A 16,838-nucleotide genomic window follows, 5' to 3' on the forward strand; every position below is an offset into this window, starting at 1 on the left:
AACCATCATTTGAAAACTAAACACAACCTTTTATTAATCTTTTTCTTATCAATATTTTTTATTGGTCATTCTCAAACAGCAACTATAAAAGGTGTTATTTTAGATGAAGATAACTTACCAGTTTCAGATGTTAGCATAAAAGCAGGAGCCAATGGTACCATATCTAATAAGGTAGGTTTTTACGAACTAGAAATTCCTGCAAATCAAGATGTAACTATTGAATTCAGTCACATTACTTTCAAAAAAATTGTAATTCCTTTTAATTTAAAAAACGGAGAAACATTCGAATTTAACCCGGTAATGAATTCCTCTGTAGAGCAAATAGCCACCGTTGTTGTTAATAGTAGCAGAAATAAAGAAATTGAAGGCATTACCTCTTTAAACCCCGAAACTATCAGAAAAATACCAGGTGCCAATGCCGGAGTAGAAAACTTATTATTGACGCTCCCAGGGGTTAGTAATAATAATGAACTTAGTACGCAATACTCGGTTAGAGGTGGAAACTACGATGAAAATTTAGTCTATGTAAACGATATTGAAGTATATCGTCCGTTTTTAATTCGATCTGGACAACAAGAGGGCTTAAGCTTTGTAAATACAGATTTAGTTCAAAATGTAGATTTTTCTGCTGGAGGTTTTCAAGCTAAATATGGAGATAAGTTATCGTCAGTTTTAGACATTACTTATAAAAACCCTTATCAATTTGAGGTAAACGCAGATTTAAGTTTACTTGGTGGTAGTTTATCTATTGAAAACGTTAGTAAAGACTCTAAGTTCTCTGCCATTGTAGGCGGGCGTTTTCGAGATAACAGCTTACTAGTTGATGCTCGTGAAACAGAGACCAATGTAAACCCAGTTTTTGCAGATTTACAAGGGTATTTCACTTATAAATTTTCAAATAAATTTCAATTAAGTTTCTTAGGAAATGCATCAATAAATAATTATAATTTTGAACCACAAAACAGACAAACTAATTTTGGTACTTTAAGCGAACCTATAGCTCTAGTTGTGATTTATGAAGGTGAAGAAAAAGATAAATACCAAACACTTTTTGGCGCTTTTAAAGGTACTTATTTTGCAAATGATGACTTAACATTAAAACTAATTGCTTCAACTTACCACACTACAGAAGAAGAGTATTTTGATATTTTAGCCCAATACAGATTAGGAGAAGTTAATACTAATATTGGAGATGAAAATTTAGGAGAAGTAGAATTTAGCGAAGGTATTGGTAGTCAAATTAATCATGGTAGAAACGATTTAGATGCACTTATTACCAATATTGAACACAAAGGCGATTTTAGGGTTAATGATAATAGGTTTGAATGGTCTGTTAAATATACCAATGAAGATATTAGAGACAGATTAGTTGAATGGGAAGTTATTGATTCTGCTGGGTTTTCTATAAGGCCTCCAACATTTCCAAGAAATGAACAACCTTATGAACCTTTTACTGGACCTTTAGAGCCTTTTCAAAATGTTAGAGCTACAAATAGCACTCAAATAAACAGAATACAAGCCTACGCACAATGGAGTAAACGGTCTACTTTAGGTACAAGTGATGTATGGTACAATGCTGGAGTTAGAGTTCATAATTGGTCTGTTAAAGGCGATGGTATTGAGTCTACCAATCAAACTGTATTTAGTCCAAGAGCTCAATTTACTATAAAACCTTATTGGGAAAAAGATATGCTCTTTCGAATTGCAGCTGGTCTATATTATCAACCACCTTTTTATAGAGAATTACGAGACCGTAATGGTGTTATTCAACCTAATGTAAAAGCTCAAAAATCTTTTCATGTTGTATTAGGAAACGATTTTAGTTTTAAAATGTGGGACAGACCTTTTAAACTAACAACAGAACTTTATTATAAAGGTTTAACCGATGTAAACCCATATACTTTAGAAAATGTTAGGATAAGATATAGAGCTGATAACAGTGCTGTAGCACGTGCTTATGGGTTAGATATGCGTTTAAATGGAGAGTTTGTTCCTGGAACGGAATCTTGGTTTAGTTTCGGATATTTAAAAAATGAAGAAAATATAGAAGACAGAGGTTACATTTCTAGGCCTACAGACCAGCGTTTAAAATTTGCTGCATTATTTCAAGATTATGTACCCAATGTACCTAATCTTAAAATGTATTTAAATTTAGTTTTTAATACTGGATTGCCTGGTGGTTCGCCTAGTTATGCAGACCCATATGATTTTCAAAATAGGTTACCTTCATACAAACGCGCAGATTTTGGCTTACAGTTTGTTTTAGTTGATGACAAAAAACAATTTAAAAGTGGCTGGAAAAAACCATTTAAACAGCTTTCTTTTGGTTTCGAAATTTATAATATCTTTGATGTACAAAACTCAATTACAAACACCTGGGTGCGAGATGTAGATAGTAAAAGGCAAATTGCCATACCTAATTTTTTAACCCCTCGAGTTTTTAATTTAAGAACAACAATGAAATTCTAACTCAAAACTAATGGCAAAAGAATCTAGTGTAATTAGAAAAGCTGAATTTAATCCAAAGATTAAATTTTATATTTTATTTGTAGTTTCTTTTTTTCTGTTAATATCATTTATTGGTATTCCAATTTTAATTATATGGTTTCTTGGTCTAGGACAATACATAGGTAAACGCTATTACGATAATTTAGAGTGTCAATTAACAAACAGACATTTAGAATTTAAAAAAGGTGTCCTATTTAGAGTTGAAAAAACAATTCCGTTAGAAAACATACAAGATTTAACGTTTATAGAAAATCCTCTGTTAAAAGCTTTAGACTTGCGCATTCTCAAAATAGAAACAGCAGGACAAAGCAACCCAAAAGGTAGCGATATGAAACTTGTTGGGATAATAGATTCTGTTAACTTTAAAGAAGATGTTCTTAATCAAAGAGAACGTATTCAATCTAATTCTAAAAGTAATCATCAAGCCATATCATCAAGTGAAAAAACTAATATATTACTTGAAGAAATTAGGGATTTATTAAATGACATAAAAAATAAGTAAACTTCACTTATTTTAAAACAACACTTAATCTTGTAAAATCGGTATCAACATTAGAAGCATTGTTTATTGAAACCCATATTTCAATTGCATCACCAGGTTCTAGAAATATTAAACCTACCATAGAGAAGTTACCAACATCATTATTTGAAAATCGTCTTTCTGAGGATATCGCTGGCATCAAAGTTGGTGAACCTCCATTTGGTGTTTTACTTAAAAAGAACTCATATATTCTTCCATTTGGTGTAGCAGTAGTCCCATGATCTAAAGCACCCGTGCAAATTACTTGAAATTCTCTTGCTTCTCTTCCTTCATACACCAACCTATTATCAATTGAAGACATTCTAAATAAACCATCAGAAGTTGTTAGTCCTCCAACTTTTACAGCAACATTGTTGGTTACAAAGTTTGTATTGGTAGTGTTTCCTGCCATATAATAATAACCTGTTGCAGCAGCATCAGATTCAACAGGAATTCCAGGACAATTTATATCCCATGCATTATTGAAGTTAAAACCAACATAAGAACCCGTTGTATAACCATTAATATATGTACCAGCTCCAGAAAAAGTTGTACTATTAATAACACCGGTAGTAACCGTTGGGTCTGCACTTACATCTATTCCTACAGCACCACTTGGAACGGTACAAAATCCACTTATTTTTTCAATTAAAGAAAACGTTCCTACATAAGTTTCAAAAGTACCAGCATTATTTCCAAACCATGCTACGTTACTTAATAACAAACTATCAATATTTGTAAATGTAATTCCATCAGAATTATTTACTATTTGAATAATATTCATGAATACAACACCAAATGAAGAAATATTACCTAAACTACCAGAATTAGCAACAATACAGTTTTGAAAAACTAATGTCTCTGCACCAGAACCAGATAAATTAAAAATACTACCACCTGGCGCTACCAATGTTAAATTTCTAAGACTTCCACCGTTAGCCCCAGAAAATATCTCACCTCCTACTCGTACTAAAACATCTTCATTAGCATCTAACCCGGATATATATGCATCATTAATATCTATAGGAGCTGCAAGGGTAATAGTTCCATTAATTTCATAATATGTATTAGATGTAAGCAAATATGAAGCTCCTCCTCCTGCTAATAATTCATCTGCTAAATCTGCAACACTTTTAACTAATTTATAATTATTTCGTTTGTCTAATTCAATCCATTCGGTTCCATTATAAAAATAAAATGCATTTTGGTCCGTATCAAATACTAATAATCCTTCAGCTGGTGTTACTATTAGTAAGCGTTGAGCAGATGTCATTCTAGGTGTTAAAACACCTTGAGTTGTTGAAACCATATCTAAAACTGCCGAAGCATCTGGAGAGGTTGTATTAATTCCAACCTGTGGAAACAACTCTAATGAAAATAGACAAAATAATGTAAGTAGTTTTGGTAATATATTTTTCATAATTCAACAATATAAGTAGGCTATTTATTATTATATATATATAAAAATACTACAAAAAATGTGAATAACCTAAAAATTGATTGTTTAATCGAACTATGAATTATAAAAAGTGATAATAAATTATTGTTCTATGAAGCTTTGAAGAACATCAATAACATAATCAATCTCTTCTTCAGTATTATAAATGCTAAAAGAAAAACGAATAGAGGGTTTTAACAAATCTTCTTCATTTAAAATTTCTGTTAATACATGAGAATTTTGATTACTTCCACTTTGGCAAGCACTTCCTTTTGAACATGCAATACCTTTTAAATCTAATTGAAACAAAAGCATTGCAGCTTTTTTTGGAGGTATAGGTAAACAAACGTTAACTAAAGTATAAGTACTTTTAACTATATCACCAGAATTGCCATTAAATGTTACGGAAGGAATTTCTTTTTTAATTGTATTAATAAAATACTGTTTTAAAGATTTTACATATTCATGTTCTGCATCAAAATTATTGTCAGCAGATTTTAAGGCTTCTGCTATACCAACAATATTGTGCACGCTCTCTGTGCCTGCACGAAGACCGCGCTCCTGCTCTCCGCCAATAATTGATGGTTTTAAACCAGAGTTTTTTCTAATAAAAGCAAACCCAACGCCTTTAGGTCCGTGAAATTTATGTGCAGCCGCAGCTAAAAAATCAACTTTAATCTCTTGCAAATCCATTTTAAAATGCCCGATTGATTGAACCGAATCGCTATGAAATAAAGCATCATAATCTTTACATAAATTAGCTGCTAGACTAATATCTAAAACATTACCAATTTCATTATTAACGTGCATTAAACTTACAAGTGTTTTATTTGGGTTTTGTAATAAGGTTTCTAGATGTGAATAATCAATATCTCCATTCTCATCTAAATTAACGTAGCTTATTGCAATGTCATGCTCTTTTGCCAGATGCACTATAGTATGCAATACCGCATGATGTTCTATTTTAGATGTTATAATATGCTTTACATTTAAATCTCTTACTGCACTTCTTAGCACCATGTTATCTGCTTCTGTTCCACCAGATGTAAAAATGATTTCACCTGCAGACACATTTAAAAAATTTGCTATCGTTTTTCTTGATTTTTCAATTAAAGCTCTAGATGACCTGCCGAAGCTATGCGAAGATGAGGCATTTCCATAACAAGTTTTCATCACTTCAGTCATAGAATCAATAACAGATTCTCTAACTTGTGTTGTTGCAGCATTATCAAAATAAACTTGTTTCATACCACTAATTTTATTAGCAAAAATACTTGAAATAAAATTATTATCAATAAGCTACGTTATAAATAACAATTCCATTATTTTTGACAAAAAATATATTCAATGCGTAAGTTTATTTTTCTTTTTTGTGCATTCAGCTTTTTCGTAATTCATTCTTGTGACGATGGTGAGGTAATTGATATCGAGTTAGATTTTGAAGATACTTTTGAAGCCTGTGGCGAATCAGATTTAGTGCTTTATAAAACAAAAGAAGATCCATCAGAATCCTTATCAATCCTTATTACCAATATTACATTAAGCGAACTTTTGGAAGTAGGAGATGATAATACTTTAGAATTATCGGAGTCTGGTACATTATTTTACCGGACATATTCTGATTCTGATTTACCTAATGACTTATTTTGTAGTGATGTACCACCTAAAGTGGATATCGTTATAGATGAACAAGATGCCGTAAATATAGAAATTAACACAACTTTAGTTGAGGATGATAATGATGGGATTTTAGCCGCACTAGAAGATATAAATGGTAATGGTAATTTAGAAGATGATGATACCGACGGTGATGGCTTACCTAACTATATTGATGCAGATGATGATGGTGATAATATTTTAACCATAAATGAAAATCCTGATCCTGACGAAGATGATATAATAACTGATGCGCAAGATACTGATGGTGATGGAACACCTGACTACTTGGATGCAGATGATGATGGCGATGGCATTAATACAAGAGATGAGGAAAACGATTCGCAAGACCAAAATCCAGCTAATGATATAACAAATAGTGATGTTGGTCCAGATTATTTAAATCCAGAAGTATCAACATTGGTAGCAGCAACAGCATATAGAACGCATACCATATTACAGACTTACCTAGTAACCGTAAATGTAACAGATATTAGTCTTTCTTTTTTATCTCAACAAAATTTAGATTTTGGTGCATTACAAAATGGTAGTTTATCAGATTCTAGACAAGCAATACCGGACTTTAATTAGCAGAGCGTTTCTGATAAATATATACCTCGGTGGCTCCTAATCCGTATTTTTGATAATTTGCATCGTAAAACTTTATATTATCGTACCGACCAAAAAGGTATTCAAGTTCTAATTTAAGAACACCTTCTCCTACGCCATGAATAAACACTACTTTTTGTATACGCTTAGATATTGCAAAATCTAATTTACGCCTTGCAGTATCTAATTGTAAAGTTAACATATCATGATTGGTCATCCCTTTTGAAGACTTAACTAATTGATGAATATGCAAATCTACTTCCATGGTAGGTTCAAATCGTTCTTTAGCCTTAATCCTTGGCTGATGCTTTTTTTTAGGCTGTTCTTTTTCAAAAATAATTTTATTGATATCAGAATTAACAAACACATCTAAATTCTTGTTTTTTTTAGATTCGTCTATTAACAATTCTTCACTTTTAAAGTTTAATAAAAATCCATCTTGGGTCTCAACAGATATAGAGTTACCAGAAATATTTTTGACTACGCCATATAAATTATCATCTAAAACCATAACAAAATCACCTACTTTAAAAGTCATAATTATTATTGTTCAGGTTTTTTAGGTTCATTATCATTATTGTTCTTACTGGGAATCGTTTTAGAAATTCTATAAACACCAACCATTAATAAAACAATACCACCTATTAAAATATACTGATTTTGATCTTCACCAGCTTTGGAGTAAATAGCAACTATCGCACCTACCAATATTAGTAAGTAATTTAAATATTTCATTTAATATCTATTAAATTTAGGACTACAAAATTACGTTAAAAATCTAATCCTAAAGAAAAAATTAATATTGATACTATTTATTAATTTAAATCGTTGAAATACATTTATTATCGTTAAAATGCGTTTTATTAAAAAAATACTATATTTACATACAATTAATAGTACCCAAGTCTATATGATTTTTAGAATACTCATTTTTCTACTTATTCCTGTTCATGTTTTTAGCCAAGATTTGTACGTGGCTGATAACAGTTATCTTTTCGCGCAAGATGTAGTAGTTTTTGTTAATGATGATATTAGATTAGAAACGGCATCTTCAAATTTATACTTTCGTGGAGACGCACAATTACTTCAAAATACTGACACAAAAAATTCGGACGAAGGTGAATTGTCTATTTACCAAAATCAAACCACAGGAGTTTACGAATATAATTTTTGGTGTTCACCTGTTGGTGTTAGTTCTGCTGGCATTATTCAAGCAAACGTAGATTTTAATGGTAGCAATATTCATGACCCAAATGATGATACAGATTTTACCAATGTAACATCTATAGCATATCCATACACCACTGCGTTTAATGGTACAGCAACAGAAATTGCGAATTACTGGTTGTTTTCATTAATTTCTGCAGGTGGCTATAATGGCTGGAATCAAATACTAAACACTGGAAATCTTCCTACCGGCTATGGTTTTACCATGAAAGGAAGCCCAAACATAAACAACGTTCTAGATTTTAGAGGTCGACCAAATACAGGAAACATTAGCATAGATTGTACTTTTAATGGTACTGATGCAGACCCCAATTCTGGTTCTACAAACCAAGTGGAAACTTTAACAGGAAACCCTTACCCTTCAGCTTTAGATTTAAAATTATTTTTAATTAATCCAACAAACCAAACTGTTTTAAACGGAGAAATATTTTTCTGGGAACAAAAAGTAAACAATTCTCATTTCTTAGCAGCCTATGAAGGTGGTTATGCCACTTACATCCCAGGAGATCCAATGAATTTAGCTGATAATGGTACGTATACTGTTGCACCTTTTGAAAACTATGACAGATTTGGAGGAAATATGGGAGCCACAACAGGAAACACCACAGACTATTCTGCAAATAATGAAAGACGCTATGCTGCCGTTGGACAAGGTTTTGTTGTTAGTAGTTTTGATGCTGGCGGAGCACCAGCTGGTGGAACAGCTGTTTTCGATAATAGTATGCGCGTATATCTTGCTGAAGATTCTGCACCAGCAGGTAGCGGATCTGTTTTTGCGAAAAATACATCAAAAAAAGATGAAAAAATAAATATTCCTCAATCTCACAATGGCATTGATTATAAGAGTTTTTACGACAACCCGACTGTAATTCCAGAAATTAGAATACACACACAATTCGATGAAACCTTTTATAAAGAAAGTGTTATAGCTTTTAGAGATGGCACCCCCAATAATGAAACATACAATAGATTTTTTGATGGAAAAAATGTAGAAACCGATTTGAATTCTGATGTTTATTTAATTTCTGAAGACAAAGAATTAACTATAAAATCTATAAATTATAATGAAAATGTTAGAATTCCATTTGGACTTAAAACATTTGAACCCAACTCTAATATAACTGTAAAAGTATTCAAATTAGAAGATATTCCAGAAAGTGTGAATATTTTTATTTATGATAATTTATCAGACACATACACAGATATTAAGAATAATGAATTTACAGCGAACATAACCGAAGGTGTTTATAACAATCGTTTTGAAATAACTTTTAGTCAAAGTAATAGTTTAGATATCGAAGAAAGTTTTATTGAAAGTATTGAAATATTTCAAAACAATAAATCATCTAAACTTAAAATCTACAACCCTGAATCCTTAAATATTAAGACTTTAACACTATTTGATGTAAATGGTAAGCAAGTAATTAATGACAATAACGTTACTAACAAAAAGAAACACACTTACTCTACAAGAAACTTTAGTGATGGCCTCTACATTGTTAAAATAACTGATGATAACAATCAAATTTTTACTAAAAAAATTATCATAAGTAATAATTAGGTATTTGTATTAATACCTTTTACTATTTTAGTAGCCTATTATTTTCAATATGCAAGCTACAGAAGAATACATGTTACCCTGTTTAAACAAAAAACTTTTTGGATTAGACTGTTTAGGTTGTGGTATGCAACGTTCTGTAGCGCTCATTTTTCAAGGTGAATTTGTAGCGGCTTTTAATATGTATCCTGCTATTTATACTTTAATACTACTTTTCGGGTTTATAGTAATAAATGCTTTTAAAAATTTTAAACACGGTAATAAAATAATTCTTATTTTGGCGGTGCTTAACGCAATAATTATTATTACTAGTTTTATATTAAAAACTTTTTTCAACTAATAAAACAAAAAAACATGGAACAACAAAAATTACCCAACGCAACACTAATTTTAGTATTCGGTATTTTATCAATATTAGGGTGCTGTTTTTACGGAATAGGTATAATTTTAGGTGTCGTAGCACTTATCTTAGCATCTAAAGCTGCTAAACTATATGCTGAAAACCCTGAAGGTTATACTGGTTTTCAAAATGTGAAAACAGGAAAAATATTATCAATCATTGGTATTATTTTAAGTGCTATCTATTTACTTTTAATCATATGGGCAGTATCTACTTTTGGATGGGATTCTATGCAAGATTCAGAATTAATGCAAGAACGAATTCAAGAAATGATGGGGCAATAAAGTTCTCTGTTTAAACATAAAAAAAGCGACCTATGGTCGCTTTTTTTATGTTTATTTTAGTACAACAATTAAATCAGTTAAAATATTGATGCGCTTACAATAGCTCCAATAAAAATCAATATATAAAGAGTAATTATTACAATAATAAAAATACCCATGAATTTATAGTGCGATTTTAAATTCAAAAAAGCCATTTTAAAGTCTTCATTATTATTTAGTGCTAATGCGCTTTTCATTTTCTTAGAAAATTTAAATAGGTATAGTATTGGAAAAAAATAAACCAATGCAATTATTAAATAAAACATTCCAACACCAGCAGAATAACCTACTCCGTAAGCAGTATTTTCGGGAATTTCACTCAATCCACTAAAAAAACCTACTAAAATACCCCCGATTACCATCAAACCTATTCCTACAAAACCTATTATAGATATAAAGCTAGTCCACTTGGAAGTTTCTTTTAAAAAACTTCTTATGTCCTCATTTACATCTAATTCAAAACTTTCAAAAGCTGATTTTTGTTCCATACTATTTATTTTCAAATTGCTTCAATGTTTTTGTTATTATCGATACACAATCTAACAACTGCTCTTTAGTCATCACTAAAGGCGGTGCAAATCTTATTATATTTCCATGTGTTGGTTTTGCTAAAAGACCGTTATCACGTAGTGCTAAACAAATATTCCATGCCGTATCGCTATCTTCATCATCATTAATTAAAATTGCGTTTAAAAGTCCTTTACCTCTTACTAAACTTACTATAGAACTTGTTTCAATATATTTATTCATTTCACTTCGAAACAATTCTCCTAATTGAAAAGCGTTTTCAGCTAAATCTTCATCTTTAACAACTTCAAGTGCGGCAATAGCAACCGCCGCTGCAATAGGGTTTCCTCCAAATGTACTTCCGTGATTTCCTGGCTGTATTACATTCATTATCTCATTATTTGCCATAACAGCAGAAACAGGATATAATCCGCCACTTAATGCTTTTCCTAACACCAAAACATCCGGTTTAACATCTGGTGTTCCGGAGCAATCTTTATTAGGGCAGCTGCAATTTCCGCAACTTGCTAACAATCTACCTGTACGGGCAATTCCTGTTTGTACCTCATCTGCAATAAATAAAACATTGTATTTTTCGCATAAAGCTTTGGCTTCTTTCAAATAGTTTTCACTAGGTAAGTAAACCCCAGCCTCACCTTGAATTGGTTCAACCATAAAGCCTGCAACGTTTTCATTAGTGCTTAAAATGGCTTCTAATGCTTCTATATCGTCATATTCTACTTTAATAAATCCATCTGTATATGGGCCAAAGTTTTTTCTGGCTACAGGATCATTTGAAAATGATATAATGGTAGTTGTTCTACCATGAAAGTTATTTTTACAAACAACTATTTCTGCTTTATTTAAATCGATTCCCTTGACTTCGTAAGCCCATTTTCTACAGAGCTTTAATGCGGTTTCAACAGCTTCTGCTCCCGAATTCATCGGAAGCATTTTATCGAATTTAAAATATTGGGTTGCATACTTTTCGTATTTGCCCAACATATCGTTATAAAATGCACGAGAGGTTAACGTTAATCGTTGTGCTTGCTGTGTCATTGCATTTACAATTTTAGGATGGCAATGCCCTTGGTTTAATGAGGAATATGCCGATAAAAAATCGTAATACTTCTTGCCTTCTACATCCCATACAAAAACACCTTCTCCTTTAGTTAATACAACCGGTAATGGATGGTAATTTTGAGCTCCATACTTGTTTTCTAATGCCATCGCTTCTTGCGAGGTAATGTGGTCTAAAACAGCCATTTTTAAATAATTTAAGGTTTAATGCCCAAACAAAGGCACCGTTTAACATCATGAAATTTGATGCAAACTTTAATAATTACATCTCGTAAAACGAGTAAATAACCATTCCTTATCTACCTTTATCCTTTCGAAAAGTGTCGAAAATTCAGCGTGGGAAAGAAATCATCCCTAGTGAGGTGTAAAACTAATAAATATTAATGACTTACGAAAAATGTTATTCAGACATTCGACCAGATAACGATGACAGCTGTAATTCCAATCGTTTAATTTCTCGCAATAATGCATTTTTATCCATTTGCATCCAAGCAAAAACTTTTAGCATACTTACACCAATTAAAAATATAATGCTTCCAGTAGCCCATTTTATCATATTAAAAGTAATTTCAGCCTTAAAAAATTCAATTAAACAGTATATGAATAGACCAAAGAATACTAAGGTCATAAAATTCATCATGTACATAATCCATTTATTTTTCCCTCTAAATAAACCCCATACCATTTGAAGTACGTTTTGTTCATCTAAATCGTCATAAAATTTAGCTTCTTCTTCTGTTAATGTCTCCTTTATTAATTTGTCAATATCTTCCATATTAGTTTTCATAATTTCTATATTTTAAAATTTGTTTTAATTTTTCTCTAGCGTGAAATAATCTTGATTTTGTTGTACCGACAGATATGTTTAAAACCGAGCTAATTTCTTTTAACGAATAGTCTTGAACATAAAACAATTTAATTACCATTTGTTGATGTTCAGGAAGTGTTTTTATAGTTTTTAATAATTGTGCTTTAATGGATTCTTTCTCTTTTGTTTCTAAATTATCTACTTCTTGTTCGTATTTATAATTTTCAAGATGATTTTGCTTTCGCTTACTGGCTTTTAACCAATCTAACGATTTTGTATAAACAATTCTTGACGCCCAACTACTAAAGCTGTATGGGTCTTTTAGCTGATTTATTTTACTTATTATGACTTGCCAAGAATCTTGTACAATATCTTTTGCTACATCAGTGTCTTTAACCAACCAATTGGCTTTTTCGCAAAACGTTTTGTGCCAACGTTTTACCAAATGTGTTAATGCTTGCTTATTTCCAGATTGAAATTGCATAACTAATTTACCATCAATTGTGTCTCTTTTTTTCACCTAAGCTTTTTGAATATAAAACGCCATAAACTAACCCAAACATTCCATTTAGTGTGCTTCTTAACTTCTAAAAAATTGTTTTCAATGGTATCAAACGCATTTTCAATTAAAGCATCATGTAGCCATCTTATAACAAGAAGCCATTTAAAAGTTGCTAGAAAACCTTGTGTATCCATAATAATACTATGCTTAACTTGCGTTTGATGTGAGTTTATTTCTTCAATCTCAAATTTATGTATACCATTAAATCCTTTTGGTTTCAAAAATTTAAAAACAATTTTTTCTCCCAAAATATATTCTTCAACTGAATATCTTATAATACCATGTCCACCAATTTCACCTTCTATCAATCCGTTTTTAAATCTCATTGCAGGCCAATTATCTTTTGGCCAAACTTTATCATCCTTTGCAGACAAGGTTTTTAACAAAATAGCGACTTCAGCTTTAGGTTGCTTAATAATTCGTTTATGTAAGTTTACAACATGCATTCTACTTTAAAGACGATTAAATTATTAAAAGGTTCATTTTATTTTAGATGAATTTGAATTTCCTTTAAAGTTAATAGAAATAAAGTCATAATAATTTAATGTGATTCTTATTTTTGCAGCATGTCTAGAAGAAGTAAAAAGAGAAAACAACTTTTTGAAAATATAGAAGTTATTGATGCTGGAGCAAAAGGGAAAACCATAGCAAAAGCTCCTGATGGAAAAGTAATTTTTCTACCAAATGCTGTACCTGGCGATGTGGTTAATGTACAAACCTTTAAAAAGCGAAAAGCTTATTATGAAGGTAAAGCAACTGTTTTCCATAAACTTTCTGACAAAAGAACAGAACCTGTTTGCGAGCATTTTGGAACCTGTGGTGGTTGCAAATGGCAAAACATGGCGTACGAGCATCAATTATATTACAAGCAAAAAGAAGTTACTAATAACTTAACTCGAATTGGACATATTGAGCTACCCGAAGTTACTCCTATTTTAGGCTCTGAGGAGCAATATTTTTATAGGAATAAAATGGAGTTTTCTTTTAGTGATAGCCGTTGGTTAACGTTAGAAGAAATACAATCTGATGAAGATTTAGGTGATAAAAATGCTCTAGGGTTTCATATTCCTGGTATGTGGGACAAAATCCTAGATTTAAACAAATGCCATTTACAAGCAGATCCTTCAAACACTATAAGAAATGCAGTAAAGCAATTTGCTATCGAGAACAATTTAGAATTCTTTAATACCAGAAATCAAACAGGATTATTACGAACCATGATGATTCGTACATCTAGCACTGGCGATATTATGGTGATGATTCAGTTTTTTAAAGAAGACAAAACTAAACGCGAACTTATTCTCGATTTTATTGCTGAAACCTTTCCAGAGATAACATCATTACAATATGTTGTTAATGGAAAAGCGAATGACACCATTTACGATCAAGATGTTATTTGCTATAAAGGTGCTGACCATATTTTTGAAGAAATGGAAGGTTTAAAGTTTAAAATAAACGCTAAATCATTTTATCAAACCAACTCTAACCAAGCTTTTGAGCTTTATAAAATAACCAGAGATTTTGCTGGTTTAACAGGTAATGAATTGGTTTATGATTTATATACAGGTACAGGCACCATTGCTCAATTTGTTTCAAAACAAGCAAGCAAGGTTATTGGTGTAGAATCTGTTCCTGATGCTATTACAGCTGCAAAAGAAAATGCACAATTAAATAACATTAATAACGTTGAATTCTTTGTTGGCGATATGAAACAGGTTTTTAATAATACGTTTATTGAAACTAACGGGCAACCAGATGTTATTATTACAGATCCGCCAAGAGATGGTATGCATAAAGATGTGGTGCAACAAATACTAAATATTGCACCGAATCGAGTGGTTTACGTAAGTTGTAACAGTGCTACACAAGCTAGAGATTTAGCTTTAATGGATGCCGATTATAAGGTAATAAAAACCCAAGCTGTCGATATGTTTCCACAGACGTTTCATGTAGAAAATGTAGTTTTACTTGAAAAACGTTAGAAGTTTATTCGTTTAAAAAGTTTATTTGTTTAAAATGAAAACATATTCATTTGAAAAATTAGAAGTTTGGAAAGAGTCTATAGAATTAGTAAAATCTATTTATAAAATCTCTAGCACTTTCCCTACCGAAGAAAAATTTGGTTTAATAAGTCAATTAAGGCGTGCATCTGTCTCTATTTCATCAAATCTATCTGAAGGGACTTCTAGAAACACAAATAAAGATAAAGCACATTTTACAACATTATCGTTCAGTTCTGCAATGGAGGTCTTAAATCAATTAATAATTTCAAAAGAATTAAATTTTGTTTCTGAAAATGATTATATATTAGTCAGAAATAAAATTGAAAAAATAACCAACATGCTAAATGCTTTGAGAAAAGCTCAACTAAACAGATAAACTAATAAACACATACACAAAAAGATAAATGAAAAAAGCAAGCCTACTTATAATAGTATTAACATTAATAATAAGCTATTATAGTTGCGAACGTGATGATATTTGTCCTGAAAGCACTCCTACAACTCCAAGTTTAATTATAGATGTTTTTGATTTTAGTAATCAAGAAAACAAAAAAAATGTATTTGGTTTATTAATTGTTGGAGCAGATAGACAAGATACTGATGCTTTACCCGATTATGATATTGTGTCTTCAAACAATCTTATTTTACCCTTAAAAACAGACGAAAATACCACTGAATATAGACTTATAAAAGAAACTGTTCGTGGTGATGACGGTTTATTAACTAGTGGTAATGAAGATGTCATATCAATAAATTATAGTCGAAGAGAAGTTTTTGTATCAAAAGCTTGTGGCTATAAAACCATTTTTGAAAACGTAACACTCACCATTGTAGATGATGAAGACAACTGGATACTTTCTGAAACACCTTTAAATCCCAACCAATCTGTAGAAGATGAAACATCAGCGCACTTTAACATATTTCATTAGTAGTTTATTTCTACTACTTTTTTGTGTGTCTGTAAATGCACAAAATGAAGAAGATACAACACCTGTAAACGATACCATTGTAATTAAGGAAAAATACGGTTTACGTGTTGGCGTGGATATGAGTAAACTTGGTCGTTCCTTTTTTGATGATGATTATTCTGGCTTTGAAATTGCTGCAGATTACAGGCTTAAAAAACGTTTATACATCGCCGGTGAAATTGGGTTTGATGAAAAAACTACAGTCACAGATTTTTTAGATGTTACCAGTAAAGGAAGTTACATTAAAGCAGGGATAGATTATAATATGTACCAAAACTGGCTAAACATGGACAACATGATTTACTCTGGTTTTAGAATTGGTGCAAGTTCCTTTAGCCAAAACAGAAATTCATTTACTGTATACACTACCAACCAATATTGGGCGCCTCAATTTACATCAACAGATTTAGAAGAATTTAAAGGCTTAACAGCTATTTGGGCAGAACTTATAATAGGTATGAAAGTAGAATTATTTAATAATCTTTACTTGGGCCTAAATGCACAACTAAAAATAATGGCGAGTGAAACTGAGCCCGATAATTTTGGAAACGTTTTCATACCCGGATTTAATAAAACCTTTGATGGAAGTGGTATTGGCGTTGGTTATGGCTATACAATCTCTTATCGTATTCCGCTTTATAAAAAAGACAAATAGGTTGCTTAACTGGTGA

19 protein-coding genes are annotated in these 16,838 nt (G+C 31.3%); 10 read left to right on the forward strand and 9 right to left on the reverse strand.

Annotated elements, in window-relative coordinates; genetic code table 11:
* The first annotated feature begins 9 nt into the window (after nucleotides 1-9).
* Entirely contained in the window at nucleotides 10-2,469 is a 2,460-nt protein-coding gene (locus ABD939_RS13900; protein WP_345169910.1) for a TonB-dependent receptor, read from the forward strand.
* Nucleotides 2,470-2,479: 10 nt separating this feature from the next.
* A complete protein-coding gene (locus ABD939_RS13905) occupies nucleotides 2,480-3,010 on the forward strand; it encodes a PH domain-containing protein (protein WP_345169911.1) in 531 nt (176 codons plus the stop codon).
* 7 nt (nucleotides 3,011-3,017) lie between these two features.
* Here ABD939_RS13905 and ABD939_RS13910 read toward each other — a convergent pair whose 3' ends face one another.
* Together ABD939_RS13910 and ABD939_RS13915 are read right to left on the reverse strand one after the other, a co-directional pair.
* On the reverse strand, nucleotides 3,018-4,448 hold the full coding sequence (locus ABD939_RS13910) for a hypothetical protein (RefSeq protein ID WP_345169913.1): 1,431 nt from the start codon (nucleotides 4,446-4,448) through the stop codon (nucleotides 3,018-3,020).
* Between the two features lie 120 nt (nucleotides 4,449-4,568).
* Complete coding sequence (locus tag ABD939_RS13915) at nucleotides 4,569-5,714, reverse strand: cysteine desulfurase family protein (RefSeq protein ID WP_345169915.1); 1,146 nt, start codon at nucleotides 5,712-5,714, stop codon at nucleotides 4,569-4,571.
* Between the two features lie 99 nt (nucleotides 5,715-5,813).
* On the opposite strand from ABD939_RS13915, the gene ABD939_RS13920 reads away from it, so the two are divergent.
* A complete protein-coding gene (locus ABD939_RS13920; protein ID WP_345169917.1) occupies nucleotides 5,814-6,713 on the forward strand; it encodes a hypothetical protein in 900 nt (299 codons plus the stop codon).
* Here ABD939_RS13920 and ABD939_RS13925 read toward each other — a convergent pair.
* Nucleotides 6,706-7,269: a Smr/MutS family protein gene (locus tag ABD939_RS13925; protein WP_345169918.1), complete on the reverse strand. Its 564-nt coding sequence runs from the start codon at nucleotides 7,267-7,269 to the stop codon at nucleotides 6,706-6,708. The genes ABD939_RS13920 and ABD939_RS13925 overlap by 8 nt on opposite strands.
* A gap of 5 nt (nucleotides 7,270-7,274) precedes the next feature.
* Nucleotides 7,275-7,466 carry a hypothetical protein gene (locus ABD939_RS13930; RefSeq protein WP_345169920.1) on the reverse strand — a complete coding sequence of 64 codons (192 nt, stop codon included), beginning with the start codon at nucleotides 7,464-7,466 and terminating at the stop codon, nucleotides 7,275-7,277.
* 175 nt (nucleotides 7,467-7,641) lie between these two features.
* On the opposite strand from ABD939_RS13930, the gene ABD939_RS13935 reads away from it, so the two are divergent.
* The 3 genes from ABD939_RS13935 to ABD939_RS13945 are packed head-to-tail and all read left to right on the forward strand — an operon-like array spanning nucleotide 7,642 to nucleotide 10,200.
* Nucleotides 7,642-9,519 (forward strand): T9SS type A sorting domain-containing protein, encoded by a 1,878-nt coding sequence (locus ABD939_RS13935; RefSeq protein WP_345169922.1) that lies wholly within the window; start codon nucleotides 7,642-7,644, stop codon nucleotides 9,517-9,519.
* 49 nt (nucleotides 9,520-9,568) lie between these two features.
* On the forward strand, nucleotides 9,569-9,856 hold the full coding sequence (locus tag ABD939_RS13940) for a DUF2752 domain-containing protein (protein ID WP_345169924.1): 288 nt from the start codon (nucleotides 9,569-9,571) through the stop codon (nucleotides 9,854-9,856).
* 14 nt (nucleotides 9,857-9,870) lie between these two features.
* Nucleotides 9,871-10,200 (forward strand): CCC motif membrane protein, encoded by a 330-nt coding sequence (locus tag ABD939_RS13945; RefSeq protein WP_345169925.1) that lies wholly within the window; start codon nucleotides 9,871-9,873, stop codon nucleotides 10,198-10,200.
* A 77-nt stretch (nucleotides 10,201-10,277) separates the two neighbouring features.
* Here ABD939_RS13945 and ABD939_RS13950 read toward each other — a convergent pair whose 3' ends face one another.
* The 5 genes from ABD939_RS13950 to ABD939_RS13970 form a co-directional block, all read right to left on the reverse strand.
* A complete protein-coding gene (locus ABD939_RS13950; protein WP_345169927.1) occupies nucleotides 10,278-10,727 on the reverse strand; it encodes a DUF5362 family protein in 450 nt (149 codons plus the stop codon).
* Nucleotide 10,728: 1 nt separating this feature from the next.
* Nucleotides 10,729-12,012, reverse strand: a complete 1,284-nt coding sequence (rocD, locus tag ABD939_RS13955; protein WP_345169929.1) for an ornithine--oxo-acid transaminase — start codon at nucleotides 12,010-12,012, stop codon at nucleotides 10,729-10,731.
* A gap of 214 nt (nucleotides 12,013-12,226) precedes the next feature.
* Nucleotides 12,227-12,613, reverse strand: coding sequence for a DUF6768 family protein (locus ABD939_RS13960; RefSeq protein WP_345169931.1), 387 nt, complete (start codon nucleotides 12,611-12,613; stop codon nucleotides 12,227-12,229).
* Nucleotides 12,603-13,154 carry an RNA polymerase sigma factor gene (locus ABD939_RS13965; RefSeq protein ID WP_345169933.1) on the reverse strand — a complete coding sequence of 184 codons (552 nt, stop codon included), beginning with the start codon at nucleotides 13,152-13,154 and terminating at the stop codon, nucleotides 12,603-12,605. Before ABD939_RS13965 ends, ABD939_RS13960 begins: the two co-directional genes overlap by 11 nt.
* On the reverse strand, nucleotides 13,151-13,642 hold the full coding sequence (locus tag ABD939_RS13970; RefSeq protein WP_345169934.1) for a hypothetical protein: 492 nt from the start codon (nucleotides 13,640-13,642) through the stop codon (nucleotides 13,151-13,153). Before ABD939_RS13970 ends, ABD939_RS13965 begins: the two co-directional genes overlap by 4 nt.
* Nucleotides 13,643-13,762: 120 nt before the next feature.
* Here ABD939_RS13970 and rlmD point away from each other — a divergent pair, with 120 nt between their 5' ends.
* The 4 genes from rlmD to ABD939_RS13990 are packed head-to-tail and all read left to right on the forward strand — an operon-like array spanning nucleotide 13,763 to nucleotide 16,822.
* Nucleotides 13,763-15,178, forward strand: a complete 1,416-nt coding sequence (gene rlmD / locus ABD939_RS13975) for a 23S rRNA (uracil(1939)-C(5))-methyltransferase RlmD (protein WP_345169936.1) — start codon at nucleotides 13,763-13,765, stop codon at nucleotides 15,176-15,178.
* Nucleotides 15,179-15,212: 34 nt separating this feature from the next.
* Entirely contained in the window at nucleotides 15,213-15,575 is a 363-nt protein-coding gene (locus ABD939_RS13980) for a four helix bundle protein (protein ID WP_345169937.1), read from the forward strand.
* A 28-nt stretch (nucleotides 15,576-15,603) separates the two neighbouring features.
* Entirely contained in the window at nucleotides 15,604-16,128 is a 525-nt protein-coding gene (locus ABD939_RS13985; RefSeq protein ID WP_345169938.1) for a DUF6452 family protein, read from the forward strand.
* The gene (locus ABD939_RS13990; RefSeq protein WP_345169939.1) at nucleotides 16,094-16,822 is read left to right on the forward strand and encodes a DUF6048 family protein; all 729 of its coding nucleotides are present in this window, start codon (nucleotides 16,094-16,096) and stop codon (nucleotides 16,820-16,822) included. The genes ABD939_RS13985 and ABD939_RS13990 overlap by 35 nt, the downstream gene beginning before the upstream one ends.
* Nucleotides 16,823-16,838 lie beyond the last annotated feature (16 nt).

The sequence above is a fragment of the Algibacter aquimarinus genome (assembly GCF_039543265.1).
In the GTDB taxonomy this organism is placed as follows: Bacteria; Bacteroidota; Bacteroidia; order Flavobacteriales; family Flavobacteriaceae; genus Algibacter_B; species Algibacter_B aquimarinus.

Coding starts and splice junctions, on each gene's coding strand:
- ABD939_RS13905 (WP_345169911.1), top strand. CDS start 2,480: ATGGCAAAAGAATCTAGTGTAATTAGAAAAGCTGAATTTAATCCAAAG.
- ABD939_RS13910 (WP_345169913.1), bottom strand. CDS start 4,448: ATGAAAAATATATTACCAAAACTACTTACATTATTTTGTCTATTTTCA.
- ABD939_RS13915 (WP_345169915.1), bottom strand. CDS start 5,714: ATGAAACAAGTTTATTTTGATAATGCTGCAACAACACAAGTTAGAGAA.
- ABD939_RS13920 (WP_345169917.1), top strand. CDS start 5,814: ATGCGTAAGTTTATTTTTCTTTTTTGTGCATTCAGCTTTTTCGTAATT.
- ABD939_RS13925 (WP_345169918.1), bottom strand. CDS start 7,269: ATGACTTTTAAAGTAGGTGATTTTGTTATGGTTTTAGATGATAATTTA.
- ABD939_RS13930 (WP_345169920.1), bottom strand. CDS start 7,466: ATGAAATATTTAAATTACTTACTAATATTGGTAGGTGCGATAGTTGCT.
- ABD939_RS13935 (WP_345169922.1), top strand. CDS start 7,642: ATGATTTTTAGAATACTCATTTTTCTACTTATTCCTGTTCATGTTTTT.
- ABD939_RS13940 (WP_345169924.1), top strand. CDS start 9,569: ATGCAAGCTACAGAAGAATACATGTTACCCTGTTTAAACAAAAAACTT.
- ABD939_RS13945 (WP_345169925.1), top strand. CDS start 9,871: ATGGAACAACAAAAATTACCCAACGCAACACTAATTTTAGTATTCGGT.
- ABD939_RS13950 (WP_345169927.1), bottom strand. CDS start 10,727: ATGGAACAAAAATCAGCTTTTGAAAGTTTTGAATTAGATGTAAATGAG.
- rocD (WP_345169929.1), bottom strand. CDS start 12,012: ATGGCTGTTTTAGACCACATTACCTCGCAAGAAGCGATGGCATTAGAA.
- ABD939_RS13960 (WP_345169931.1), bottom strand. CDS start 12,613: ATGAAAACTAATATGGAAGATATTGACAAATTAATAAAGGAGACATTA.
- ABD939_RS13970 (WP_345169934.1), bottom strand. CDS start 13,642: ATGCATGTTGTAAACTTACATAAACGAATTATTAAGCAACCTAAAGCT.
- rlmD (WP_345169936.1), top strand. CDS start 13,763: ATGTCTAGAAGAAGTAAAAAGAGAAAACAACTTTTTGAAAATATAGAA.
- ABD939_RS13980 (WP_345169937.1), top strand. CDS start 15,213: ATGAAAACATATTCATTTGAAAAATTAGAAGTTTGGAAAGAGTCTATA.
- ABD939_RS13985 (WP_345169938.1), top strand. CDS start 15,604: ATGAAAAAAGCAAGCCTACTTATAATAGTATTAACATTAATAATAAGC.
- ABD939_RS13990 (WP_345169939.1), top strand. CDS start 16,094: ATGAAACATCAGCGCACTTTAACATATTTCATTAGTAGTTTATTTCTA.